The 23,461-nt window shown below is 73.5% G+C and carries 17 protein-coding genes and 1 riboswitch; of the genes, 9 read left to right on the top strand and 8 right to left on the bottom strand.

What is annotated here, in order from left to right:
- The first annotated feature begins 123 nt into the window (after positions 1-123).
- The 5 genes from ACH4PY_RS02925 (at position 124) to ACH4PY_RS02905 (ending at position 6,295) form a co-directional block, all read left to right on the top strand.
- Positions 124-2,070: an SDR family oxidoreductase gene (locus ACH4PY_RS02925; RefSeq protein ID WP_398175225.1), complete on the top strand. Its 1,947-nt coding sequence runs from the start codon at positions 124-126 to the stop codon at positions 2,068-2,070.
- A 110-nt stretch (positions 2,071-2,180) separates the two neighbouring features.
- Positions 2,181-3,173: a MerR family transcriptional regulator gene (locus ACH4PY_RS02920; RefSeq protein WP_398175222.1), complete on the top strand. Its 993-nt coding sequence runs from the start codon at positions 2,181-2,183 to the stop codon at positions 3,171-3,173.
- Positions 3,174-3,425: 252 nt separating this feature from the next.
- Positions 3,426-4,331, top strand: coding sequence for an LLM class flavin-dependent oxidoreductase (locus tag ACH4PY_RS02915; protein WP_398175220.1), 906 nt, complete (start codon positions 3,426-3,428; stop codon positions 4,329-4,331).
- A gap of 115 nt (positions 4,332-4,446) precedes the next feature.
- Positions 4,447-5,274: an NAD(P)H-binding protein gene (locus ACH4PY_RS02910; RefSeq protein WP_398175218.1), complete on the top strand. Its 828-nt coding sequence runs from the start codon at positions 4,447-4,449 to the stop codon at positions 5,272-5,274.
- Between the two features lie 238 nt (positions 5,275-5,512).
- Positions 5,513-6,295 (top strand): VOC family protein, encoded by a 783-nt coding sequence (locus ACH4PY_RS02905; RefSeq protein ID WP_398175216.1) that lies wholly within the window; start codon positions 5,513-5,515, stop codon positions 6,293-6,295.
- A gap of 46 nt (positions 6,296-6,341) precedes the next feature.
- On the opposite strand, the gene ACH4PY_RS02900 is transcribed toward ACH4PY_RS02905, so the two are convergent.
- From ACH4PY_RS02900 to hisC, 7 genes are all read right to left on the bottom strand, one after another.
- Complete coding sequence (locus ACH4PY_RS02900) at positions 6,342-7,151, bottom strand: HAD family hydrolase (protein WP_398176050.1); 810 nt, start codon at positions 7,149-7,151, stop codon at positions 6,342-6,344.
- Between the two features lie 448 nt (positions 7,152-7,599).
- Positions 7,600-8,229, bottom strand: coding sequence for a DUF6344 domain-containing protein (locus ACH4PY_RS02895; RefSeq protein ID WP_398175214.1), 630 nt, complete (start codon positions 8,227-8,229; stop codon positions 7,600-7,602).
- Positions 8,230-8,462: 233 nt separating this feature from the next.
- The gene (locus tag ACH4PY_RS02890; protein WP_398175212.1) at positions 8,463-8,753 is read right to left on the bottom strand and encodes a DUF3303 family protein; all 291 of its coding nucleotides are present in this window, start codon (positions 8,751-8,753) and stop codon (positions 8,463-8,465) included.
- Between the two features lie 155 nt (positions 8,754-8,908).
- The gene (gene cydD / locus ACH4PY_RS02885; RefSeq protein ID WP_398175209.1) at positions 8,909-12,529 is read right to left on the bottom strand and encodes a thiol reductant ABC exporter subunit CydD; all 3,621 of its coding nucleotides are present in this window, start codon (positions 12,527-12,529) and stop codon (positions 8,909-8,911) included.
- Between the two features lie 43 nt (positions 12,530-12,572).
- On the bottom strand, positions 12,573-13,604 hold the full coding sequence (gene cydB, locus ACH4PY_RS02880; protein WP_398175207.1) for a cytochrome d ubiquinol oxidase subunit II: 1,032 nt from the start codon (positions 13,602-13,604) through the stop codon (positions 12,573-12,575).
- A gap of 19 nt (positions 13,605-13,623) precedes the next feature.
- Positions 13,624-15,153 (bottom strand): cytochrome ubiquinol oxidase subunit I, encoded by a 1,530-nt coding sequence (locus ACH4PY_RS02875; protein ID WP_398175205.1) that lies wholly within the window; start codon positions 15,151-15,153, stop codon positions 13,624-13,626.
- A gap of 147 nt (positions 15,154-15,300) precedes the next feature.
- A complete protein-coding gene (gene hisC / locus ACH4PY_RS02870; RefSeq protein ID WP_398175203.1) occupies positions 15,301-16,383 on the bottom strand; it encodes a histidinol-phosphate transaminase in 1,083 nt (360 codons plus the stop codon).
- Positions 16,384-16,832: 449 nt separating this feature from the next.
- Between hisC and ACH4PY_RS02865 the strand changes: the two genes are divergently transcribed.
- From ACH4PY_RS02865 to ACH4PY_RS02850, 4 genes are all read left to right on the top strand, one after another.
- Positions 16,833-17,939: a LacI family DNA-binding transcriptional regulator gene (locus ACH4PY_RS02865; RefSeq protein WP_398175201.1), complete on the top strand. Its 1,107-nt coding sequence runs from the start codon at positions 16,833-16,835 to the stop codon at positions 17,937-17,939.
- Between the two features lie 328 nt (positions 17,940-18,267).
- On the top strand, positions 18,268-19,659 hold the full coding sequence (locus ACH4PY_RS02860) for a metallophosphoesterase (RefSeq protein ID WP_398175199.1): 1,392 nt from the start codon (positions 18,268-18,270) through the stop codon (positions 19,657-19,659).
- A gap of 357 nt (positions 19,660-20,016) precedes the next feature.
- Positions 20,017-20,913, top strand: coding sequence for a hypothetical protein (locus ACH4PY_RS02855; RefSeq protein ID WP_398175197.1), 897 nt, complete (start codon positions 20,017-20,019; stop codon positions 20,911-20,913).
- 142 nt (positions 20,914-21,055) lie between these two features.
- Positions 21,056-21,415 (top strand): hypothetical protein, encoded by a 360-nt coding sequence (locus ACH4PY_RS02850; RefSeq protein ID WP_398175195.1) that lies wholly within the window; start codon positions 21,056-21,058, stop codon positions 21,413-21,415.
- A 79-nt stretch (positions 21,416-21,494) separates the two neighbouring features.
- Here the strand turns inward: ACH4PY_RS02850 and thiC are convergent, their stop codons facing one another.
- Entirely contained in the window at positions 21,495-23,255 is a 1,761-nt protein-coding gene (gene thiC / locus ACH4PY_RS02845) for a phosphomethylpyrimidine synthase ThiC (RefSeq protein WP_398175193.1), read from the bottom strand.
- A riboswitch (TPP riboswitch) is annotated at positions 23,248-23,401 on the bottom strand. It overlaps the preceding gene by 8 nt.
- Positions 23,402-23,461: the final 60 nt, after the last annotated feature.

Genomic DNA, 23,461 nt, shown 5'->3' with positions numbered 1-23,461 from the left:
CCTCGGGGCTGACCACCCGTAGGGGTCGGTACGACCGGGGTCTGCCGCCGGGCGGTGGGGGCGGGTTGTCCACAGGGAGTGACCGGCCCTTGACCGTCCCATCGAGCGATGTCACAGTGAGTGATGTCAGCTTCGGATGGCGGGACGAAGGGGCGGGTGAGCGGGATGAACGGGACGGGCGGTAAGCAGGGAGCCGGCGAGAACGAGGAACGGCAGCGGGAGCGGGCTGCGGCGGGGGGGAGCGCGGGCGCGGGCGGGGAGTCGCGGACGGCCGAGCGGTTCGTGACCGGAGCGGACGGGGTCCGGCTGTGCGTGGCCGAGTCCGGTGATCCCGCGCTGCCGGCCGTGGTGCTGGTGCACGGCTATCCGGACAGCAAGGAGGTGTGGTCGGAGGTGGCCGGGCTGCTCGCCGACCGCTTCCACGTGGTCCGCTACGACGTGCGCGGGCACGGGCGCTCGCAGGCCCCGGATCCGCTGCGCGGCGGCTTCACGCTGGAGAAGCTGACGCAGGACTTCCTCGCCGTCGCCGACGCGGTGAGCCCGGACCGGCCCGTCCACCTGGTCGGCCACGACTGGGGCTCGGTGCAGGGCTGGGAGTTCGTCACCGTGCCGGAGACCGCGGGGCGGATCGCGTCCTTCACCTCCGTCTCCGGCCCGTGCCTGGACCACTTCGGCCACTGGATCCGGCGCCGGGTGCGCCGTCCCACCCCGCGGCGCGCGGCCCAGGTCCTCGGCCAGGGCCTCAAGTCCTGGTACATCTACGCGCTGCACACCCCCGTCCTGCCCGAGATGGCGTGGCGCGGCCCACTCGGCAAGCAATGGCCCCGGATGCTCGCGCGCGCGGAGAAGCTGCCGTCCGACGGGTATCCCACCGCTTCCCTGCCGCGCGACGCCGCGAACGGCACCTGGCTCTACCGGGACAACGTGCGCCGCCGTCTGGGCCACCCCCGGACGGACGCGTACGCGCAGGTGCCCGTGCAGCTCGTCACGCCGACCGGTGACGCCTTCCTGTCCGAGCGGCTGTACGACGACCTGGACCGCTGGGCGCCCCGGCTGACCCGGCGCACGCTGCCCGCCAAGCACTGGGTGCCGCGCTCCCGCCCGCAGCAGATGGCCCGCTGGATCGCGGAGTTCGCCGCGGCGACGCAGGAGGGCGCCCCGGCGCAGTCCGGCATCGCGAGCGGTCGCCCGGCGAAGGGCGGCAAGGGGGCACGGTCCGTGCTGGGCCGGGAGCTGCGGGCGGCCGGTGAGCGCTTCGCCGGGCAGCTGGTGCTGGTCACGGGCGCGGGCAGCGGCATCGGGCGCGCCACCGCGGTGGCGTTCGCCGAGGCGGGTGCGCGGGTCGTCGCCGTGGACCGGGACGGCGCGGGCGCCGCGCACACCGCGGAACTGGCGCGCGAGGCGGGGGCGCCGGGCGCCTGGGCCGAGGCGGTCGACGTGTCCGACGGCCCGGCGATGGAGGAGCTGGCCGCGCGCACCCGCGAGCACCACGGGGTGCCCGACGTGGTGGTCAACAACGCGGGCATCGGCCTGGCCGGCCGCTTCCTCGACACCACCGCCGAGGACTGGAAGCAGGTACTGGACGTCAACGTGTGGGGCGTCATCCACGGCTGCCGCCTCTTCGGCCGCCAGATGGCCGAGCGGGGCGAGGGCGGACACATCGTCAACACCGCCTCGGCGGCGGCCTTCCTGCCCTCGCGCACCCTGCCCGCGTACAGCACCTCCAAGGCCGCCGTGCTCATGCTGAGCGAATGCCTCAGGGCCGAGCTGGCGCCGCTGGGCATCGGCGTGAGCGCCATCTGTCCGGGCCCGGTGAACACCCCGATCACCGCCAGCGCCCGGCACACCGGGGTGAGCGACGAGGAGCAGCAGCGCCGCCGTGCCAGGTCCGCGCGGCTGTACAAGCTGCGCAACTACCCGCCGGAGAAGGTCGCCCGCGCGGTCGTCCGGGCGGTGCTGCGGGACACCGCGGTCGTGCCCGTGACACCCGAGGCCCGCGGCGCCCGGTTGCTCAGCCGGCTGTCCCCGGGCGCGATACGGGCCCTCGCCCGGGTCGACCCCCCGCTGTAGCCGGTGGCGTACGGTGCAGGCGGGAGCGGTACGGGCCCGGTGGCGGTCACGCCCCCGGGGCCCGGACGACGGGGACGAGCAGCCGAGCGGAAGCACATGAGGGCCAGCGGGTGAGCAGCGACGCCGACACCGGGAGGAGCGCGTACCGGATCGAGGACCTGTCCCGGATCACCGGGACGACGGTCCGCACCATCCGGGCGTACACCGATCGCGGGCTGCTGCCGAAACCGGAGCGCCGCGGGCGGGCGAACGTCTACGACGACACCCACCTGGAGCGGCTGCGGCGGATCGCGGATCTGCTGGAGCGCGGCTACACGCTGGCCAGCATCAAGGAGCTGCTGGCCGCGTGGGACGCGGGCACGGGGCTCGGCGGGGTGCTCGGGCTGGTCGGCGAGGTGGACCGGCCCTGGTCGGACGAGCGGCCCGCGCGCATCGGGCCGGAGGAGCTGACCGAGGCCTTCGGCGGGAGCCCCGACCCGAACGCGGTGCGGGAGGCGGTGCGGCTCGGGGTGCTGGAACCGGTGCCGGGCAGCGAGGACGAGTACACGGTGCCCAGCCCGCAGGAGCTGGCCGTGGCGGTGGAGCTGCACGCCGCCGGGGTGCCGCTGGGGGCGATCACCGGGCATCTGCGGGAGCTGCGCGGACAGGTGGAGCACATCTCGGAGCGCTTTCTGGAGTTCACCACCGAATATGTCTTCCAGCGCTTCCTCCAGCACCCGCCGAGCGACACCGAGGCGGCCGAGGCCGCCACCCTGGTGCGGCGGCTGCGCCCGCTGGCCCAGCAGACGGTCGACGCGGAACTGGCCCGCGCGATGCGGCTGCGCGCCACCGCGCACGTACGGCGCCACCTCGGCGACGCGGTGCTGCCCGCCACCGCCCCGGACCACGAGCCCGAGCCCGTACCGCAGCCCGCCCCGGCTCCGGCCCCGGCGGACGGCCTGGCGGTGCCCCTCCCCGCCGCGACCGTGAACGCTGTCCGCGAGCTGGTCGGCGCGGAGCACGTCGCGGCGTTCGTCGCGGCGGCCGCCGACCGCGAGGTTGCCGCCCGCCGCATGGACACCCTCGCGACGGACTCCCGGCCACCCGACCGCGAAGGCCCCTGACCGTACGGCGGACGACGAGGCACGACAGCGCGGGGGCTCCGGGGTCGTCGGACCGCGGAGTTCCGCTGACGGGGCCTCGCCACGGTGGCGCGCATGGTGCGCTCGAATCCTCTCGGCGCGCAAGGACACGCTGGTCACGCGGGTGTCCGGGGCGAGGAGCAGCCGTGGGCGCACGGTAGGACGTGCCGTAACGGGGTGGCGGACGGCAACTCCTGCGGGCCGGGCCCCGCGATCCGCCATAGGGTCGTCCTCATGCGACTGAGCACCGTGATCCTGCCCATCTACCGCTGGCACGAGCAGGGGCGGGAGGTGTGGCGGGAGGCCGAGGAGCTGGGGTTTCACGCCGCCTACACCTACGACCACCTGTCGTGGCGGACGTTCCGGGACAAGCCGTGGTTCGGGGCGCTGCCGACGCTGACCGCCGCTGCGGGCGCGACGGAGCGGATCCGCCTCGGCACCCTCGTGACGTCGCCGAACTTCCGGCACCCGGTCACCCTCGCGAAGGAGCTGATGTCGCTCGACGACATCTCCGGCGGGCGGGTCGTGCTCGGTATCGGCTCGGGCGGCACCGGGTTCGACGCCACCGCGCTGGGGCAGGAGCCGTGGTCGCCGCGGGAGCGGGCGGCGCGGTTCGGGGAGTTCGTGGGGCTGCTCGACAAGCTGCTCACGCACGGGGCGGTCACCGAGCGCGGCACGTATTACACGGCCGACGAGGCGCGCGACATCCCCGGCTGCGTGCAGGAGCCGCGGCTGCCCTTCGCCGTCGCGGCGACCGGGCCGCGCGGCCTCGCGCTCGCCGCCCGGTACGGCCAGGCGTGGGTGACGACGGGCGACCCGGCGCTCTTCGACGAGGGCACCCCGGAGCAGTCGCGGGCGGCGATCCGCGGCCAGATCGAACGGCTCGGCGCGACGTGCGCGGCCGCCGGGCGGGATCCCGGGGAGCTGGAGCGCATCCTGCTCACCGGCTTCACCCCGGACCGCAACGCCATGCTGGACTCCGTCGACGCCTTCGTGGACTTCGCCGGCCGGCACGCGGAGCTCGGCATCACCGAGATCGTGCTGCACCGCCCGATCCCGGACTCCGAATTCGCCGCCGACCACGGTGTCTTCACCCGCATCGCCACCGAGGGCCTGGCGCAGCTCGCCGCAGCCTCCTGAGCCTGGACGCCGAGCCCGTTCGGCCAATACTTTCTCCTAGGTACCTACTATCCACACGATGTTAGCTTCGTCGGGTCAGCAGGTGAACGGGCCTGCGCAGACCTGGGGAGCAATCATGATCGTGGTGACCGGAGCCTCCGGAAACGTCGGCCGCCGAGTGGTCGAGGCGCTGGCCGCGGCCGGCGAGCAGGTGACGGCGATGTCCCGCGGGCCGCAGTCCGGCGACCTGCCCGCGGGCGTCCGCAACGTACGCGGCGACCTCGCCGAGCCCGGCAGCCTGCGGGACGCCTTCGACGGGGCGGACGCGCTCTTCCTGCTCGTCGCCGGGGACGCGCCGCACGAGGTGCTCGACGCGGCGAAGACCGCGGGCGTCCGCCGTGTCGTCCTGCTCTCCTCGCAAGGCGCCGGCACCCGCCCCGAGGCGTACGCCCACCCCGCGGCCTTCGAGGCGGCGGTCCGCGGTTCGGGCCTGGACTGGACGGTGCTGCGCCCGAGCGGTTTCGCGACCAACTCCATGGGCTGGGCCGAGTCGGTCCGCGCCGAGCGCACCGTCGTCGCGCCCTTCGGCGACGTCGCCCTGCCCGTCATCGACCCCGCGGACATCGCCGCGGCCGCGGCGGCCGTGCTCGCGGGCGACGGCGCGGGCCACGCCGGGCAGACGTACCAGCTGACCGGCCCCGCCGCCGTCACCCCGCGCGAGCAGGCCCGCGCGATCGGCGCGGCGCTCGGCGAGGAGGTGCGCTTCGTGGAGCAGAGCCGGGACGAGGCCCGCGCGCGGATGCTCACCTTCATGCCGGAACCGGTCGTGGACGCCACCCTCGGCATTCTCGGCAGTCCGCTGCCGGCCGAGCAGGCGGTCGCCGGTGACGTCGAGCGGCTGCTGGGACGCCCCGCGGGCTCCTACGCCGACTGGGCCGCGGTCCACGCCCCGGCCTTCCGCTGACCTGCCGCCCCGCCGGGCCGCGTCCCGCCCGCCCCGTCGGCCGACCGCCTTCGCACGGAAGCCCTCGGGCAAGGCGGGCGGCGGGACCGGGCGTGCTCGGGTAGCGGGAGCGGCGGGCGGCGGGGAGGGTGGAAGCCGGGGGTGGTTCGCCCGCGGGGGCGGCCCGGCCGTCCGGCCGGACCGGGGAGACGTCCGCCGGGCGCCCGTCCGGCGCCCGCACCACGCAAGGAGACGCCAGATGCCCGAAGTCACCGGCCCCTACGACCCCGGCACGCCGTGCTGGATCGACCTGATGGTGCCCGACCAGCAGGCCGGCCTCGACTTCTATCGCGACCTCTTCGGCTGGCAGGCCGAGATCGGGCCGGAGGAGTACGGCGGCTACTCGGTCTGCCTGCAGAAGGGCAAGCCGGTCGCCGGTCTGATGAAGACCATGACCCAGGAGGGCCAGCCGACCCCGCCCACCGCCTGGACCACGTACTTCTCGGTCCTCGACGCCGACGACACGGCGGCGAAGGTCGCCGCGAACGGCGGCACCGTGATCATGCCCGCGATGGACGTGATGACGCTGGGGCGGATGTTCGTCGCCGCGGATCCGCAGGGCGCGGTCTTCGGCGTGTGGGAGCCGCGCGACTTCAAGGGCGCCGAGATCGTCAACGAGCACGGCGCACTGGTGTGGAACCAGCTGCAGACTCCCGACCCGAAGGCGGCGGGCGCGTTCTACTCGGCCGTCCTCGGCGTGACCGCGGGACCGATGCCCGAGATGCCGGAATTCACCGGAATCCAGGTCAACGGCCGCACCGTCGGCGGTGTCCAGGGCATGGAGAACCTGCCCCCGAACACCCCGCCGCACTGGCTCGTCAACTTCGCGGTGGACAGCACCGACAGCATCGTCGACGCGGTGGTGCACGCGGGCGGCAACGTGCTCGCACCGCCCTTCGACATGGACAAGGTCGGCCGCATGGCCGTCGTCCAGGACCCGCAGGGCGCGGTTTTCTCCGTGGTCGCCCCGCTGGCGTCGTAAGCCCGCCGCCCGGCCCTCCGCACGTGGCCCGGTGGCCGGAGGGCGGTCAGTTGCGGCGGGCCGCGACGATCCGCTCGATCACCCGCGCCACCCCGTCGTCCTCGTTCGCCGCCGTCCTGCGGGTGGTGGCGGCCAGGACGGCGGGATGGGCGTTGGCGACGGCGTAGGAGGTGCCGGCCCAGCCGAGCATCGCCAGGTCGTTGGGCATGTCGCCGAAGGCCACGACCTCTGCCGCGGTGACCCCCCGCTCGGCGCAGCAGCGCGCGAGCGTGGTCGCCTTGCTGACGCCCGCGCCGCTGACCTCCAGCAGCGCGTAGTCGCTGGAGCGGGTGACCTCGGCCCGCCCGCCGACGACGTCCAACGCCGCCGCGAGGAAGCCGTCGGGATCCATCGAGGGGTGCTTGACCAGCAGTTTCAGCAGCGGTTGCGCGCGGTCCTCGGCGAGCAGCACCTCGATCGACGCCGCCGGAGCACCATCGGGCTCGACGGGGGCGTACGCGGGTTCGCGCCGGAAACGGAAGGCGCGCTCGACCGCGAAGGCGGTGCCGGGCAGCGCGGCGCGCAGATCGCGCGCGACGGCCAGGGCGTCGTCCTCGGGCAGCGGGAAGGCCTCGATCAGCCGGCCGGCGCGCAGGTCGAAGACCGCTGCGCCGTTGGCCAGGATCGCCATCCCGTGGCCTGCGAGGTGTTCGGCGACGACACCCATCCACCGGGCGGGCCGCCCGGTGACGAAGAAGACCTCTATGCCGGCCGCTTCCGCGGCGGCGAGAGCGGCGACCGTACGCTCCGACACGGTCCGGTCGTTGCGCAGCAACGTTCCGTCCAGGTCGGTGGCGATCAGCCGCGGCGAGGCCATGGCGATGTCGTCGTGTGCGTGGGGCTGCTGGTGCGCGCCCGTGGAGCGGGAATGCCCTCCGGGGGCACCGATTGCTTGGGTCACGTACCCCATACTCCCGTATCCGCCGTGCTTGTCCCGCACAAAGGTGCGGATACGTGCTCAGCAGAGCCGGTGGTCCGGGGTGCTACGGGTCCTGCACGGTGCGATGCTGCTGGTGTTTCCGGGATTACAGGTACTGCACGAGACTACTGGTGTGCGGAGAGCGCCGGGGTCACCGGTCTCCCGCACGGGCCGGTCGCCGTCGCCGCGGAAAGGCGCCGTGGTGGCGCGGTGGCGTGTGCCGGCCGGGCCTGCGGGGTGGAGCGGGGCGTGCTGTGCGGGGCGCCGGACCCGGACACCGGGACGTCCGGCCACTCGACCGCGGCGGTGCTGCGGCGCACGGTGCGCGCGCTCGGCCGCACAGCGCTCAGCCGCACAGCGCACGGTCGCGGCGACGGCGGGCGGCGGGGATCCGGGCCTCGCCCTGACCTGCGGCGGCCGTGGAGACGAGCGGGCCGAAGGCGAGGTCGAACGGCTCGGCCACGCTGCGCGCGCTGGGGGAGGCGCCGTGCGCTTCGGCCCCGATGCGCTGCTTCATCGTCGGCGGCAGCGTGCGCTCCCGCCCGTACGGCCGCGGTGCGGGCACGGACGTCCGGGCGGACGGCGCGGCGGGGCGGTCCTGCGCGGCGGTCTTCTTCCGGCGGGCCGGCGCACCGGCCCGCGGTTCCGGCGAAGCCGTGGCCTGCGCCGGCAGCGCAGCCGTCCGCCCGCGTCCGGCCACCGCCTGTTGCGGTACGGCGGTCAACCCGGCGCGCACGGGCGCCTGCGGCGGCGGCCCGGCGGCGGGGCGTCCGGCCGGCACGGTTGGCGCGGCCGAAGGGAGGGGCGGAACACCCGGGGCGGCGGGGACGGCCGGGGCCGTGGGGGCGGCGGGGGCGGCCGACACGGCGGCGCGCAGACGGGCCGGGGCGGTGAAGCCCAGGGCGCCGATGCAGGTGATCAGGAGGTTCAGGAAAGCGACCCAGAGGGCGCTGATCCGGGAAGTGGTGGCAGCCATGACCTCTCTCGTTTCTTATCCATCGAGCTGACTAATCCGATGATGAGGAAACGAGCACGGATTCGCCGGATCCGCACCCCGAGTTCGCCGATATTCAGACCAACGCCACCCCCCTGGCGCAATATGCGCCTGCGGCGGAGGGTGGCGCGGGTGGTGCGGCGGCGATTTCGGGGATCTCCTGAGCGCGCTGCGGATTCTTTCCGGACGGCCGGGGCGGACCGGCCGGACCCAGGTCAGCGGCCCAGACGGGAGAGCCCGGTCTGGAGGTCGTCCATGGTCATCACGGGCCGCAGGTCGACCTTCGCCCCGGCATGGAAGAACGGTTCGAGCATCGGCGGCATCTGCGCGCTGTCCTTCATGTCGAAAACCATGTAGCAGCAGCGGTCGCCTTCGGACGCCGTGAAATAGGCGGACTCCGGCCGCAGCTCCTCGGCCATTTCCTGCATCGTCCTGGACATCGTGCCGTCGTCCACCGCCTGGTTCGCGGCCTCGGTGTCCATCCTCGCGGTGAGCAGCATCCGCATGGGGATTCACCCTTCCGGCAGTGCACGGCCGGCGGTCTGCGCTCTGCGCTCTGCGCGCGCACGGAAAAACGCGGCCGCGCCGTCCTTTTCAGCGTCCTGCGGCCCGGATACCGCTGCAACCGGGCCGCAGGATCCCCGCCCACCTCCGCCGGGTGTCAGGCCGCGGCGGTCAGCAGCGCCCCCGCGGCGGATGCCGAGGACGCCCCGCAAGCGGCTGCCGCGTCGGCGGTCCGCTCGCGCTCCAGGGTGCGGCGGAAGGGGCCGTCCGCCTCGGCCAGTTCGCGGTAGGAGCCGCGCTGCACGACCCGGCCCGCGTCCAGCACCACGATCTCGTCGACGGCGCCGTCCGCGAGCCCGGCGAGCCGGTGCGTGACGATCAGCGTCGTACGGTCGTGCGCGCGGGTCGCGTCCAGCAGGTCGGCGGTCAGCGCGTCGGCGGTGGCGGTGTCCAGGTGCTCGGCGGGCTCGTCGAGCACCAGCACGGGGAAACCGGCGAGTAGGGCGCGGGCCAGCGCGAGCCGCTGGCGCATGCCGCCCGACAGCCGGGCACCGTGCTCGCCGACGGCCGCGTCCAGGTCGAGGTCCAGGCGGGCGGCGGCCAGCGCAGAACGCAGCTCGTCGTCCCCGGCGCCAGGCCTGGCCAGCCGCAGGTTCTCCCGGACCGTACTGTCGAACACATGTGCGTCCTGCGCGCACAGGCCCACCAGGCGCCGTACGTCGTCGCCGTCGCAGTCGGCCGCGGGCACACCGCCCAGGGTGTACGTGCCGGACTCGGCGTCCAGGAAGCGCAGCAGCACATGGGCCAGCGTGGTCTTGCCCGCGCCGGACGGGCCGACGACCGCCACCCGGCGCCCCGCGGTGAGGGTGAGGTCGACACCGTTGAGTGCCGCCTCCCCGCGGCCGGGGTGGCGCGCGGTCAGGTCGCGGACCACCAGCGGGAAGGGCGAGGCGGGCGGGGCCGCGGGGTGCTCGGGCTCGCTGACCGGCAGCGGGGCGTCGAGCACGTCGTTCACCCGCTCGGCCGCCCGGCGGCTGCGCTGCCGCTGCTGGGCGGCGAGCGGCATGCCGTTGACGGCCTCGAAGGCGGCGAGCGGCGCCAGCAGCAGCGCCGCGAGGGCCACCCCCGGCATCTGGTGCGCCACCACCGCGCGTACCCCGAGCCAGCCGCAGGCCGTCACGGTCAGACCGCAGGCCAGCGTGGTCAGACCGGCGCCCAGCGCGGTCACCGCGGCGGACCGGGCGGCGATCGCGGTGAGGGTGCGGTCGGCGTCGGCGGCCTGCGCGCGGCGCCGGTCGAGCGCACCGGCCACGGTCAGCTCCGCGGTGCCGGTGAACAGGGCCAGCACCCGGGCCGACAGCTCCCCGCGGGCCGGGGCGAGCCGGGCCTCGGTCCGGCGGGCAGCGGCTCCGGCCAGCGCGGGCACAGCGACCCCGGCGACCAGCAGCCCGGCACCGACCGCGACTCCCGCGGCGGGCAGCAGCCAGCCCGCGAAGGCCGCGGAGGTCAGCACCACGAGCCCGGCGGTGACGGCGGGCTGGAGCCAGCGCAGGTAGTGGTCCTGCACGGCATCGACGTCCGCGACCAGCCGCGACAGCAGATCGCCGCGCCGCCGCTCACGCAGCCCCGCGGGAGCGAGCCGCTCCAGCCGCCGGTAGACGGCGACCCGTACGCCCGCCAGCGCGCGGAAGACCGCGTCGTGCGCGACCAGCCGCTCCCCGTAGCGGAAGGCCGCCCGCCCGATGCCGAAGGCGCGGGTCGCGGTCACGGCCACCATCAGGTACAGCACCGGCGGCTGCTGCGACGCGCGGCTGATCAGCCACCCGGACGTCGCCATCAGCCCCACCGACGAGAGCAGCGCGAGCGCGCCCAGCCCGCACGCCGCGGCGAACCGCCCGCGGAATCCGCGTGCCCGCGCCATCGGCAGCAGCCCGCGTCCGCGCAGCAGCGGACCCGTCTCGTCGTCGCCGGTCTGCGGCACAGCACCGGTGCGGGCACCCGCGGCACCGGCCGTGTCCCCGCCCCGCTCCTGCCCCGCATCCGCGCGAGACCCGTCGGCACCGCCCGTGACCGGTGCGGCCACCGCGGCGGCGCGCGCCCGTCCGGTCTCCCCCGCAGCCGCCATGACGCCGTACGCCGTCCCCGGTTCCCCGGGCTCCAGCGCGAGAACCCGGTCGGCGAGCGGCAGCAGGGCCGGACGGTGTGCGACCAGGACCGTCGTGCGGCCGTGGGTCAGTTCGCGCAGCGTCGCGATGAGCGCGGCCTCGGTGTCACCGTCGAGGTTGGCGGTCGGCTCGTCGAGCAGCAGCAGGGGGCGGTCGGCGAGGAAGGCGCGGGCCAGGGCGAGGCGCTGCCGCTGGCCCGCGGACAGTCCGGCGCCGTCCTCCCCGACGAGGTCGTCGGGGGCGGCGAAGCCCAGCACACCGGCTGCCGCGAGTGCGGCGTCCACGTCGGCGTCGCGGGCGTCGGGCCGTACCAGCCGGACGTTGTCCGCGACCGTGCCCGGGAAGAGGTGCGGACGCTGCGGCACCCAGGCGATCTGCCGGTGCCAGGAGGCGGGGTCGATCGTGCGCAGGTCGACCGCCGTGCCGTCCGCGGCCTCGATCGTGACGCTGCCCTGCGCCACGGGGGCGAAGCCGAGCAGTGCACTGAGCAGCGTGCTCTTGCCGACGCCGCTGGGCCCGGTGACGGCCAGCGTCTCGCCGGGCGCGAGGGTGAAAGAGGTCGGCGCGAGCACTCCCTCGCTGCGGACGGCCAGGCCGTCGGCCCGTACGGTCGCGGTGGCGAGGTCGGGCGCCGGGGTGGTGCCGGGCCGGGCGGCGGGCTCGGTCTCCAGGACCTCGAAGACCTGCTCGGCGGCGGCCAGGCCCTCCGCGGCAGCGTGGTACTGCGCCCCGACCTGCCGCAGCGGCAGATACGCCTCGGGCGCGAGGATCAGCACGAGCAGCCCGGTGCGCAGCGACAGTTCACCGTGCACGAGGCGCATGCCGATGTCGACGGCGACGAGTGCGACCGAGATCGTCGCCAGCAGTTCCAGCACGAAGGACGACAGAAAGGCGATCCGCAGGGTGCGCAGGGTGGCCTTGCGGTAGTCGCCGGTGATGGCGCGGATGTTCTCGGCCTGTGCCTTGGCACGTCCGAAGACCTTGAGCGTCGGCAGCCCGGCGACCACGTCGAGGAAGTGCCCGGAGAGCCTGCCCAGCAGCCGCCACTGCCGGTCCATCCGGTCCCGGGTGGCCCAGCCGACGAGCACCATGAACAGCGGGATCAGCGGGAGTGTCAGCACGATGGTGAGCGCCGAGATCCAGTCCGCCAGCACGATGCGGGCCAGCACCACGGCGGGCACCACCGCGGCGAGGCCCAGTTGCGGCAGGTAGCGGGCGAAGTAGTCGTCCAGCGCGTCGATACCGCGGGTGGCCAGGGTGGTCAGCTCACCGCTGCGCCGCCCGGTCAGCCACGCCGGTCCCAGCGCGGTGGCCTTCTCCAGCAGGCGGCCCCGCAGTTGCGAGGTGACCGCAGCCCCCGAGCGGTGCGCGCACAGCTCGGTCAGCCAGGCCACGAGCGCCCGCCCCACCGACACGGCCGCCAGCCACAGCAGGTCGTTGCCCAGCCGGCCGGTGCCCTCACCGTGCTGGAAGCCGCCGACCACCAGGTCCGCGAGCAGCGTTGCCTGCGCGACGATGAGCACGGCACCCGCCAGGCCGAGCGCCACCGTGCCCGCGAGGAAGACCCGGGTGGTGCGCGCGTACCGCAGAAGACGCGGATCGACCGGTTTCACGTGGAACACCCCCTTGCGTCGCGTATGCGTTTCACGTGGAACATCACCGCGCTCCCGCCGCCGGGACGCTCGTGGGCTGCGCCCCGGCTATGTGCTGCGTCCCGATGCGCTTGCGGAACACCCAGTAGGTCCAGCCCTGGTAGAGCAGCACCAGCGGGGTGGCGACAGCCGCGCACCACGTCATGATCCGCAGCGTGTACGGGGTCGCCGAAGCGTTGGTCACCGTCAGGTTCCACGCGCTGTCCAGCGACGACGGCATCACGTTCGGGAACAGGCTCAGGAAGAGCAGGGCGACGGTCGCCGCGATCGTCACCCCGGAGAAGGCGAACGACCAGCCCTCCCGTCCCACGGCGTTGGCACCCAGCGCGAGCAGCAGCGCGACCGCGGCCACGACCAGCGCGACCAGGCTGCGCCCGTTGCCGCTCGCGGCCTGGGTCCAGATCAGGAAGGCCAGCGCCAGGACGACCGCGAGCGCGCCCACCCGCGTGGCGAAGGCTCGGGCCCGCTCCCGGATCGGGCCGACCGTCTTGAGCGAGACGAACACCGCGCCGTGGAAGGTGAAGAGCACGAGGGTCACCAGGCCGCCCAGCAGCGCGTATCCGCCCAGCAGGTCCCAGAAGCCGCCGACGTACTCCTTGTGCGCGTCGATCTTCACACCGTGCACGATGTTGGCGAAGGCGACGCCCCAGAGCCCGGCGGGCACCAGCGAGGTCCAGAAGATCGCGTGCTCCCAGTTGCGCTGCCAGCGCTCGCCGTCCCGCTTGGCGCGGTACTCGAAGGCGACCCCGCGCACGATCAGGCACACCAGGATGACCAGCAGCGGCAGGTAGAAGCCGGAGAAGAGCGTCGCGTACCAGTCGGGGAAGGCAGCGAAGGTGGCGCCGCCCGCGGAGAGCAGCCACACCTCGTTGCCGTCCCAGACCGGGCCGATCGTGTTGATGAGCACGCGCCGCTCGGTGCGGTCCCGTGCGAGCAGTTTGGTGAGCACTCCGACGCCGAAGTCGAAGCCCTCCAGGAAGAAGTAGCCGGTCCACAGAACGGCGATGAGTACGAACCAGACGTCGTGCAACTGCATGATCTTTTCCTCCTGCCGCTCAGTACGAGAAGGCCATCGGCCGGTCGGCGTCCTCGGCGTCGCCGTCGGCCGTACCGCCGCCGCCGCCGATCCGGGTGGGGGACCGGAGGTCGTCCTCGCTCAGCTCCGGCGGGCCCGCCTTGACGTACTTCACGAGCAGCCCGATCTCGACGACCGCGAGGATCCCGTAGAGGGCGGTGAAGACGACGAGCGAGGTCAGCACCTGGCCGGTGGTCACACCGGGGGAGACGGCGTCGCGGGTGCGCAGCACGCCGTAGACGACCCAGGGCTGACGGCCGGTCTCGGTGAAGATCCAGCCCCACGAGTTCGCGAGCAGCGGGAAGCCCATGGTCAGCAGGGCCACCCGCCAGTACCAGCGGGACAGAGCCGGACCGAAGCGGGTCGAGCGGGTGAGCATCAGGTTCGGCACCTCGTCGGGGCCGGTGCGGTGCTCGGGCGCGACCCACAGCCGGCGCCGGGTGAGCCACAGCCCGGCCGCGCCGACGCCGATCGAGACGACACCGAAGCCGATCATCCAGCGGAAGCCCCAGTAGGCGACCGGAATGTTCGGCCGGTAGTCGCCCGGACCGTACTTCTGCTGTTCGGCCTTCTCGACGTCGTTGATGCCGCCCACGTACGAGCCGAAGTTGTCGGTGGCCAGGAAGGACAGCAGGTTGGGGACGTCGATGGCGACCTCGTTGTGGCCCTTGTTCACGTCACCGACGGCGAAGATCGAGAAGGGCGCGCCCTTCTCGCCGTCCCACAGCGCCTCCGCGGCGGCCATCTTCATGGGCTGCTGCTTGAACATCACCTTGCCGAGCTGGTCGCCGCTGATCGCGGTGAGCGCCCCGGCCACCACGGCGACGACCAGCGCGAGCCGCAGCGAGGAGCGCATCACGGCGATGTGCCGCTTGCGCGCCAGGTGGTAGGCGGCGATGCCGATCATGAAGGCGGCGCCGGTGAGGAAGGCCGCGGAGATGGTGTGGAAGAACTGCGCGAGCGCGGTGTTCTGGGTCAGCACGGCCCAGAAGTCGGTCAGCTCGGCCCGCTTGGTCACCGGGTTGTAGCGGTAGCCGACCGGGTGCTGCATCCAGGAGTTGGCCGCGAGGATGAAGTACGCCGACAGGATCGTGCCGAGCGAGACCATCCAGATGCAGGCCAGGTGGATCTTCTTCGGCAGCTTGTCCCAGCCGAAGATCCACAGCCCGATGAAGGTCGACTCGAAGAAGAACGCGATGAGCGCCTCGAAGGCCAGCGGGGCGCCGAAGATGTCGCCGACGAAGCGCGAGTAGTCCGACCAGTTCATGCCGAACTGGAACTCCTGGACGATGCCCGTCACCACGCCCATGGCGATGTTGATCAGGAAAAGCTTGCCCCAGAACTTGGTGGCCCGGAGGTACTTCTCCTTGGAGGTCCGCACCCAGGCGGTCTGCAGTCCCGCGGTCAGCGCGGACAGCGAGATCGTCAGGGGAACGAACAGGAAGTGGTAGACCGTCGTGATTCCGAACTGCCACCTGGCGACGTTCAGTGGCTCCAGTGCGAGCTGCACGATACGTCTCCTTTTGCGTCGCGCTTGTGAACGTGAACTCATTCACAAGCAGTATCGCGCACATGCGTTCGCCCCCTGCCACCGGGGGGTGGTCAGAGGGCGAAAGAGCAGGTCAGAGGTTGTTTTTCGGTGGCCGGAAGGGCTCGGTCAGAGCTCCTTGCGGAAGTCGGCCGCCGTCCGCAGCAGCAGATCGTTGGCCTCGGTCTCGCCGATCGTGATCCGGACGCCCTCGCCCGCGAACGGCCGGACCGTCGCCCCGGCCCGCTCGCACACCGCCGCGAAGTCCGAGGTGCGCTCCCCCAGCCGCAGCCAGACGAAGTTCGCCTGCGTCTCCGGCACCGTCCAGCCCTGCGCCGCCAGCTCGGCCACCACCCGGGACCGCTCCGCGACGAGCCCCGCGACCCGCTCCAGCAGCGCCGGCTCGGCCCGCAGACTCGCGACCGCGGCGTCCTGGGCGAGCTGGCTCACCCCGAAGGGCACCGCGGTCTTGCGCAGCGCCTCGGCGACCGGCTCGTGCGCGATCGCGAAGCCGATGCGCAGCCCGGCGAGGCCGTAGGCCTTGGAGAAGGTGCGCAGCACCGCGACATTGGGCCGGTCCCGGTAGACGTCGATGCCGTTCGGCACCTCCGGGTCGGTCATGAACTCCCGGTAGGCCTCGTCCAGTACGACGAGCACATCGCCCGGCACCCGGTCCAGGAACCGCTCCAGCTCGGCGCGGCGCACGACGGTGCCTGTCGGGTTGTTGGGGTTGCACACGAAGATCAGCCGGGTCCGGTCGGTGACGGCGTCGGCCATCGCGTCCAGATCGTGCTTCTCCGCGGCGTCCAGCGGCACCTGCACCGCCCGCGCCCCGCTGATCTGGGTGATGATCGGATAAGCCTCGAAGGACCGCCAGGCGTAGATGACCTCGTCGCCCGGTCCGGACGTCGCCTGGAGCAGCTGCTGCGCCACCCCCACCGAGCCCGTCCCCGTCGCGACGTGCGCGGTCGGCACCCCGAAACGCTCGGCCAGCTCCGCGGTCAGCTCCGAGCAGGCCAGGTCCGGGTAGCGGTTGATGGACGCCGCGGCGGCCGTCGCCGCCTCCAGGACGCCGGGCAGCGGCGGATACGGGTTCTCGTTCGAGGACAGCTTGAAGGCGGGCGCGCCGGCGGCGGCCGCCGCCGGGCGTCCCGGCTTGTAGGTCGGGATACCGTCCAGTTCCGCGCGCAGCTTGGGGGTCTCGGGGCTCATGGCCACACCCTACGAGGGCGCCGCGCCGCTGGGGAGTGCGGTACGTCACCCGGTCGGCCCACCCCCTGTTCCACCCCTGTCCTGCCGCGGGGGTGGCGCGGTGGGGGTGGCGCGCCACCGGCGCGGCATCGGCGCGGGGTGGCGCGCGCATCGGCCCACGCCACCCGGGTCTCGGCGTGCCGGAAGTTGCGTCGGGAGTGTGCGCCGCACCATGCTCCGGTGGCGCGCTGGGTGGCGCGCATCCCCCGTAGGAGTGAGTTGCCGCTCCTGCTTGCACTGGGCCATTGGCCGATGGAATCGCGCCCACGCGGATGTATTCCGCCAACTCCCGGCCTGCCGCCTGCATATTCCACCTCGCATAACGACTTCGATCATGGAGAAACCTTTCTTCCCTACTCCTGTCGGGAAGGCCACCGGACGGACCAACGCCGCCCTACTATCGGCACGCCATGACAGCAGCAGGTAATCACCAGGCGAGCCGGTCCATCGGACGCCGGCTGGAGCGGGCGGGCATCAGGGACGTCGCCGCAGCGGCCGGCGTCTCGATCACGACCGTCTCCGACGCGCTCAACGGCAAGGGCCGACTGCCCGATGCCACCCGCCGCCATGTCCGCGAGGTTGCCGACCGGCTGGGCTACCGCCCGTCCGCCGCCGCCCGCACTCTGCGCACCGGCAGGTCGGGCCTGATCGGCCTGACGGTGACGACATACGGCGAAGAACCGTTCACCTTCACCGAGTTCGCGTACTTCGCGGAGATGGCCAGAGCCGCCACGTCCGCCGCGCTCGCCCGCGGCTACGCCCTGGTCATCCTGCCCGCGTCCTCGCGGCACGACGTGTGGGGCAATGTGGCGCTGGACGGCACGGTCGTCGTCGACCCCTCCGACCAGGACCCGGTGGTCACCGAACTCGTCCGACAGGGCGTGCCGGTGGTCAGCGACGGCCGCCCGGCGGGCAGTCTGCCCGTGCACGCCTGGGTCGACAACGACCACGAGGAGGCCGTCCTCGGCATCCTCGACCACCTCGCCGACGCCGGCGCCCGCCGCATCGGGCTGCTCACCGGCACCAGCACCGACACGTACACCAGGCTGTCGACGACCGCCTACCTGGAGTGGTGCGAGCGCGTCGGGCAGGAGCCGGTCTACGAGGCCTATCCCGCGCACGATCCGTGTGCCGGCTCGGTCGCCGCCGACCGCTTACTCGCGCGCCCGGACCGTCCCGACGCGGTCTACGGGCTCTTCGACCCCAACGGCACCGACCTGCTCGCCGCCGCCCGCCGCTACGGTCTGCGGGTGCCCGACGACCTGCTGCTGGTCTGCTGCAGCGAGAGCACCGGATACGCCGCCACCGAACCGCCGATCACCACGCTGTCGCTCAAGCCGCGCCGGATCGGCACCGCCGTGGTGCAGTTGCTCATCGACGCCATCGAGGGCGTCGGACCCGCCCACCCGGTGCAGCAGGTGATGCCCACCGAGCTGATCGTCCGCACCTCGTCGCAGCGGCGTCCGCACCGCACCACCGTGAGCCCGCCGCGCGGGCCGAGCCAGGGGGAGGGCTGACCGCCGCTCCCCGGGAACGGTACGGACGGGGCCTCCGCAGGGGCCCCCTCGGCGAAGGGCCCCTCCACGGGCTCCCCGGAGGCCTCTTCCGGGGCCTCCTCCGGAGCCCTGCGCCGGGCCGCCGGCAGGCCGTCCCGGATCCGCCCGCGGGCCCCGCACGACCGGGCCGCGGACCGCGCCCGGACAACCTTCGTCAAGGCTTGGCATTCCCATGGGGACTACGCGGTGTTTTGTCTGTACCCTGCGAAATCCAGCTGCCCGGGTATGTCACAACGCGACAGCGTCATTCCTATGATGGGCGGATGGCGGCGCGAGCGTGGAGGGGTCGATGACTCAGGGGGCAGGTCAGGGGGCCGAGCCCGGGACCGCGGAAGGCTGGCGTCCCGAGCCCGGATTCGAGCGCGCGGCAGGCTACGAGCACGCGGTGGGCGGGCTGTCCGCCCCGGCGTACGAGCAGGCCGCGGAGCGCGGGCCGAGCCGCGAGCCGCTGCGCGAGCACGGCCACGGACCCGGCCACGGACCCAGCCACGTCCCCGCCGGTGAACTCGGCCGTGAGCCGCGCCCCGAGCAGGCCGCGCGGTACGAGCCGTCCGGCGGTTTCGGCCCTGCGCCCGCCGCGTACGCCCCCTCCGCGGGCTTCGAACCCGAGCCCGCCACCGGTTACGGCCACGAGCACGCCCCCGGCGGCTACCCGGCGCCCGCCTCCGCGCCCTCCGCCTCGTTCGACGGCGCGCCGCCCGCGCCCCCGCACGTCCCCGCGGTGCCCGCCCCGCCCCGGCCGTACGAACCGACCCAGCGCGACGCCCCGCTCGTCCCCGCCGAGTACACGCCGACCGCCCACGACCTGCCCGTCATCGCCGAGCCCGCGGAGATTCCCGGCGACCGGCCCGAACGCCCCGGACCGCTCTACGTCGTCGGCGACGTGCACGGCTACCTCGGCGAGCTGCTCGCCGCGCTGGGCGAGCGCGGCCTGGTCGACGACGCGGGCCACTGGTCGGCGGGCAACGCCCGGCTGTGGTTCCTCGGCGACTTCACCGACCGCGGCCCCGACGGCATCGGCGTCATCGAGCTGGTCATGCAGCTGTCCGCCGAGGCGGCCGCGGCCGGCGGCTACTGCCGCGCCCTCATGGGCAACCACGAACTGCTGCTGCTCGGCGCCCACCGCTTCGGCGACCAGCCGGTCAACTCCACCGGCGGCACCGCCTCCTTCCTCGCCGCCTGGCGCCTCAACGGCGGCCAGCCCTCCGACATGGAGCGGCTGGAGGACCGGCACCTGACCTGGATCTCCCGGCTGGACGCGGCCCATCTCACCGACGGCCACCTGCTGGTGCACTCCGACACCACCGCGTACCTGGACTACGGCAGCAGCATCGAGGAGATGAACGACGCCGTCACCGGCGTGCTCCAGCGCAACGACGCCGACGAATGCTGGGACCTCTTCCGCAAGTTCACCAAGCGCTTCGCCTTCCGCGGCGACGGTGGTGCGGAGGCGGCCCGCGAACTGCTCGGTGTCTACGGCGGACAGCGGGTCGTGCACGGCCACAGCCCGATCCCGTACCTGCTCGGCGAGGCGGGCGGCGAGGGGCCGCAGGACGGCGAGGAGCACGGGCACCAGGTGAGCGGTCCGATGATCTACGCCGACAGCCTCGCGGTCGCGATGGACGGCGGCGTGACGATGGACGGCCGGCTACTGGTCGCCCAACTCCCGCTCATCGGTTAGTCACAGGGCCTTCCACGGCAATTTCCGCGGCCACCGGTCGTACCCACCCGTCGTACCCACCGGCGATTCCCGCGGCCGGCCGGCCCTCGGCGTGCGGTTTTCCGTACCGGTGCCGCAGTGCTCCCGTTCGGTTTTGCGCGCCGGTGCCCCGTTGCTCCCGTCCGCCCTTGCCGTAGCTCTGCCGGAACCCGGCTGCCGCAATTTCTTCCCGTTTCGCGGTTGCACCCTGTCACGCTCTCACCTCCCCGCTCTACCATCGGCTTATCCGTAGGCACACCGCTCCCCGCACATCCGGTCGGCCGAGCCCGTTCCGTCACCGGAACACCGGCCTCGTACGGGGAGTCGGAGCATCGGGGGATGCACATGACCACCGCTCCACACCTGCTCAACGAGGACCGCCCCGATTTCGAGCACGTACTGGACCGGGCCCTGCGCATCGTCCTCGACCAGGACGACACCGGGGGCCCCCGAGGTACGGGCCGCACCGGCGGCGCCGAGGCGGGCGCGGACACCGGCCCGGACGAGGCCGGAAGTCCGCTGAACGCCGAGCAATTGCGTACGCTCGCGCTCGCCGCGGCGGACCGGATATGCGTGCGGGCCGCCGCCGAGTACGACGACTACCGCGCCCTGCGCGCCGACGCGCGCACCGCTGTGCGCGAGGCCGCCCGCTCGCGGGAGAGCCGGGCCTTCGGGTACGCGGCGATGGGCGTCGCGGAGGGCGCCGGGTCGGGCGCCGGGCTGCTGGCCGTGATCGCCGTCCTCACCCCGCTGCTCGCGGGCGCGGCGGCGCTGATCTTCCTGCTCATCGGCTACGCGATGTCCGCCGTGGACCCGCAGCCGGCCATCGCCTCACCGCTGCGTACCGCCGGGTGGTTCTTCGCTGCGGTCACCGCGGCATCCGTCCTGGTCGGCGCGATAGGGCTGCTGGTGACGGCGTTGCGGGACGGCTCGGGCGCCATCCACGACTCGGCGGAGGGCATGCCGCCCGAGGTGCTCGCGGCCCGCGACGCCTGGCACGAGGCGCTGCTCGCCCGCGGGATGCTGCCCTTCCTGACGGAAGCGCTGAGCGACCCGGCGACCGCGGGCGCCGCGCCCGCCGCCGCCGCACCGACGCTGCGCCGCACCCCGCGGCTCGGCTACTCCCGGCCCGACTTCGGCGCCCCGCAGGAATCACCGCCGCGTACGGCGCCGCGCTTCAGCAGCCCGGACTTCTCCAGCCCCGACTTCGGCGGCCCCGACCACGCCCCGGAGTGAGCCGCCCCCGGCCCGCCCGCAGCGGCCCGGGTGCCGTGACGTGCCGGCACCCGGTTGGCCCGCCCCCGCTCGCGGGCGCGGTCCGGCGGCGTTTGACTCGTCCCATACCTGATCAGGCGGGTCGGTCAGACGGGAGAAGTCCATGCGTGTCCGCCGTACGCTCGCCGCCCTGTGCGCGCTCGCCCCGCTGGTCTGGGCGGCCAGCGGCTGCTCGGACTCCTCCGGCGGGCAGGTCATCGGCACGCGCGGCCTGACCTTCCGGCAGTCCATCCAGGACCCGGTGCACGACAAGTGCCACTCCTTCGCGCCGAGCGGGGTGGACCAGGTCAGCAACAACACCGGCATCGACATCGTCCTGCACAAGGGCGCCAACTGCACCGACCCGCCCGGCCGTCCCAGTTCGTACCTGGCCACCTCGCTGTCCGCGACCACGGTCCTGGACCTCGGCCTGTGGCGCAGCTTCTCCACCGTCGGCTGGCCGCCCCCGGTCCCCGCCGCCTGACGGGCGCGGAGGTGGCGCGCGTGCACAAGGCGCCGCCCCGGAAGCGGACGGGCTCCCGGGGCAGCGCCGGACCGTGGGCTCAGTCGGTCAGCGGCAGGTAGACGCGGTTGCCCGCGGCGGCGAACTCCTCGGACTTCCTGAGCATCCCCGCCGCCACCTCCTCGTCGGAGACGGACGGATCCGCGTCGCCGCCGAAGCGCTCCGTGATGCTCTTGCTGATCTTCATCGAGCAGAACTTCGGCCCGCACATGGAGCAGAAGTGCGCTGTCTTGGCCGGTTCGGCGGGCAGCGTCTCGTCGTGGAAGGCGCGGGCCGTGTCCGGGTCGAGGGCCAGGTTGAACTGGTCTTCCCAGCGGAACTCGAAGCGCGCGTCGGACAGCGCGTCGTCCCAGGCCTGCGCGCCGGGGTGGCCCTTGGCGAGGTCGGCGGCGTGGGCGGCGATCTTGTAGGTGATCACACCGGTCTTGACGTCGTCACGGTCGGGCAGGCCCAGGTGCTCCTTGGGCGTGACGTAGCAGAGCATCGCGGTGCCCCACCACGCGATCATCGCGGCGCCGATGCCCGAGGTGATGTGGTCGTAGGCGGGCGCGATGTCGGTGGTGAGCGGGCCGAGGGTGTAGAAGGGCGCGCCGTCGCAGATCTCCTGCTGGAGGTCGATGTTCTCCTTGATCTTGTGCATCGGGACATGGCCCGGGCCCTCGATCATCGTCTGCACCTGGTGCCCGCGGGCGACGGTGTTGAGCTCGCCGAGGGTGCGCAGTTCGGCGAACTGCGCCTCGTCGTTGGCGTCGGCGATGGAGCCGGGGCGCAGGCCGTCGCCGAGCGAGTAGGTGACGTCGTAGGCGGCGAGGATCTCGCACAGCTCGTCGAAGTGCGTGTAGAGGAAGTTCTCCTGGTGGTGCGCCAGGCACCACGCCGCCATGATCGAGCCGCCGCGCGAGACGATGCCGGTCTTGCGGCGCGCGGTGAGCGGCACGTAGCGCAGCAGGACGCCGGCGTGCACGGTCATGTAGTCGACGCCCTGCTCGGCCTGCTCGATGACGGTGTCCTTGTAGATCTCCCAGCTCAGCTCCTCGGCGCGGCCGTCGACCTTCTCCAGCGCCTGGTAGAGGGGCACGGTGCCGATGGGCACGGGGGAGTTGCGCAGCACCCACTCGCGGGTGGTGTGGATGTTGCGGCCGGTGGACAGGTCCATGACCGTGTCGGCGCCCCACCGGGTCGCCCACGTCATCTTCTCGACCTCCTCCTCGATGGAGGAGGTGACGGCGGAGTTGCCGATGTTGGCGTTGACCTTCACCAGGAAGCTCTTGCCGATGATCATCGGCTCGATCTCCGGGTGGTTGACGTTGGCCGGCAGCACCGCCCGCCCGGCGGCGATCTCGTCGCGCACTGTCTGCGGCGCCACGTTCTCGCGCAGCGCCACGAACTCCATCTCGGGGGTGATCTCCCCGCGGCGCGCGTACGCGAGCTGGGTGACCGGACGGCCGGGCAGACCGCGCCGGGGGAGCCGGGGACGGCCGGGGAAGACCGCGTCGAGGTTGCGGAGGTCCCCGCCGGAAGCGGCCTTGCGGCCGTCGTCCTCGGGCCGGACCGGGCGGCCCGGGTATTCCTCGGTGTCCGCGCGGGCGGCGATCCACTCGCCGCGCAGCGGTTCGAGGCCGCGCCGGACGTCGGTGTCCGCCGCGGGGTCGGTGTACGGGCCGGACGTGTCGTACAGCGTCACGTCGTCCCCGGTGGTCAGGTGCACCCGGCGGACGGGGACGCGTACGCCGGGCCGCGGCCCGGTGACGTAGTCCTTGTGCCAGCCGATGGCGTGCGTGCGTGAGTCCTGCGTGGTCATGAGACCTACTCCCTACGCCGGCATTACCCGGTAACAGGTTCGGCGGTCGGCGCAGCGACGGCGGGGCTCCGGCGTACCGGTGTACGCCCGCGCCCGCTCCTCAGCGCCCTCTCAGCCCGGTGCTCCGAGCTCCCGCGTGTGCAAAAGCAGCCCCCACGGTAGCGGCCGCCTGCGCCGCCGGACCAGGGGGTCTCACGCCACTGCCG

This window comes from Streptomyces sp. NPDC021224, assembly GCF_044332905.1.
Lineage (GTDB): Bacteria > Actinomycetota > Actinomycetes > Streptomycetales > Streptomycetaceae > Actinacidiphila.
Note: the sequence above shows the minus strand (reverse complement) of the source record. Positions and strands in the feature narration are given on the sequence as shown.

Coding starts and splice junctions, on each gene's coding strand:
- ACH4PY_RS02925 (WP_398175225.1), top strand. CDS start 124: ATGTCAGCTTCGGATGGCGGGACGAAGGGGCGGGTGAGCGGGATGAAC.
- ACH4PY_RS02915 (WP_398175220.1), top strand. CDS start 3,426: ATGCGACTGAGCACCGTGATCCTGCCCATCTACCGCTGGCACGAGCAG.
- ACH4PY_RS02910 (WP_398175218.1), top strand. CDS start 4,447: ATGATCGTGGTGACCGGAGCCTCCGGAAACGTCGGCCGCCGAGTGGTC.
- ACH4PY_RS02905 (WP_398175216.1), top strand. CDS start 5,513: ATGCCCGAAGTCACCGGCCCCTACGACCCCGGCACGCCGTGCTGGATC.
- ACH4PY_RS02900 (WP_398176050.1), bottom strand. CDS start 7,151: ATGGCCTCGCCGCGGCTGATCGCCACCGACCTGGACGGAACGTTGCTG.
- ACH4PY_RS02895 (WP_398175214.1), bottom strand. CDS start 8,229: ATGGCTGCCACCACTTCCCGGATCAGCGCCCTCTGGGTCGCTTTCCTG.
- ACH4PY_RS02890 (WP_398175212.1), bottom strand. CDS start 8,753: ATGCGGATGCTGCTCACCGCGAGGATGGACACCGAGGCCGCGAACCAG.
- cydB (WP_398175207.1), bottom strand. CDS start 13,604: ATGCAGTTGCACGACGTCTGGTTCGTACTCATCGCCGTTCTGTGGACC.
- hisC (WP_398175203.1), bottom strand. CDS start 16,383: ATGAGCCCCGAGACCCCCAAGCTGCGCGCGGAACTGGACGGTATCCCG.
- ACH4PY_RS02865 (WP_398175201.1), top strand. CDS start 16,833: ATGACAGCAGCAGGTAATCACCAGGCGAGCCGGTCCATCGGACGCCGG.
- ACH4PY_RS02860 (WP_398175199.1), top strand. CDS start 18,268: ATGACTCAGGGGGCAGGTCAGGGGGCCGAGCCCGGGACCGCGGAAGGC.
- ACH4PY_RS02855 (WP_398175197.1), top strand. CDS start 20,017: ATGCACATGACCACCGCTCCACACCTGCTCAACGAGGACCGCCCCGAT.
- ACH4PY_RS02850 (WP_398175195.1), top strand. CDS start 21,056: ATGCGTGTCCGCCGTACGCTCGCCGCCCTGTGCGCGCTCGCCCCGCTG.
- thiC (WP_398175193.1), bottom strand. CDS start 23,255: ATGACCACGCAGGACTCACGCACGCACGCCATCGGCTGGCACAAGGAC.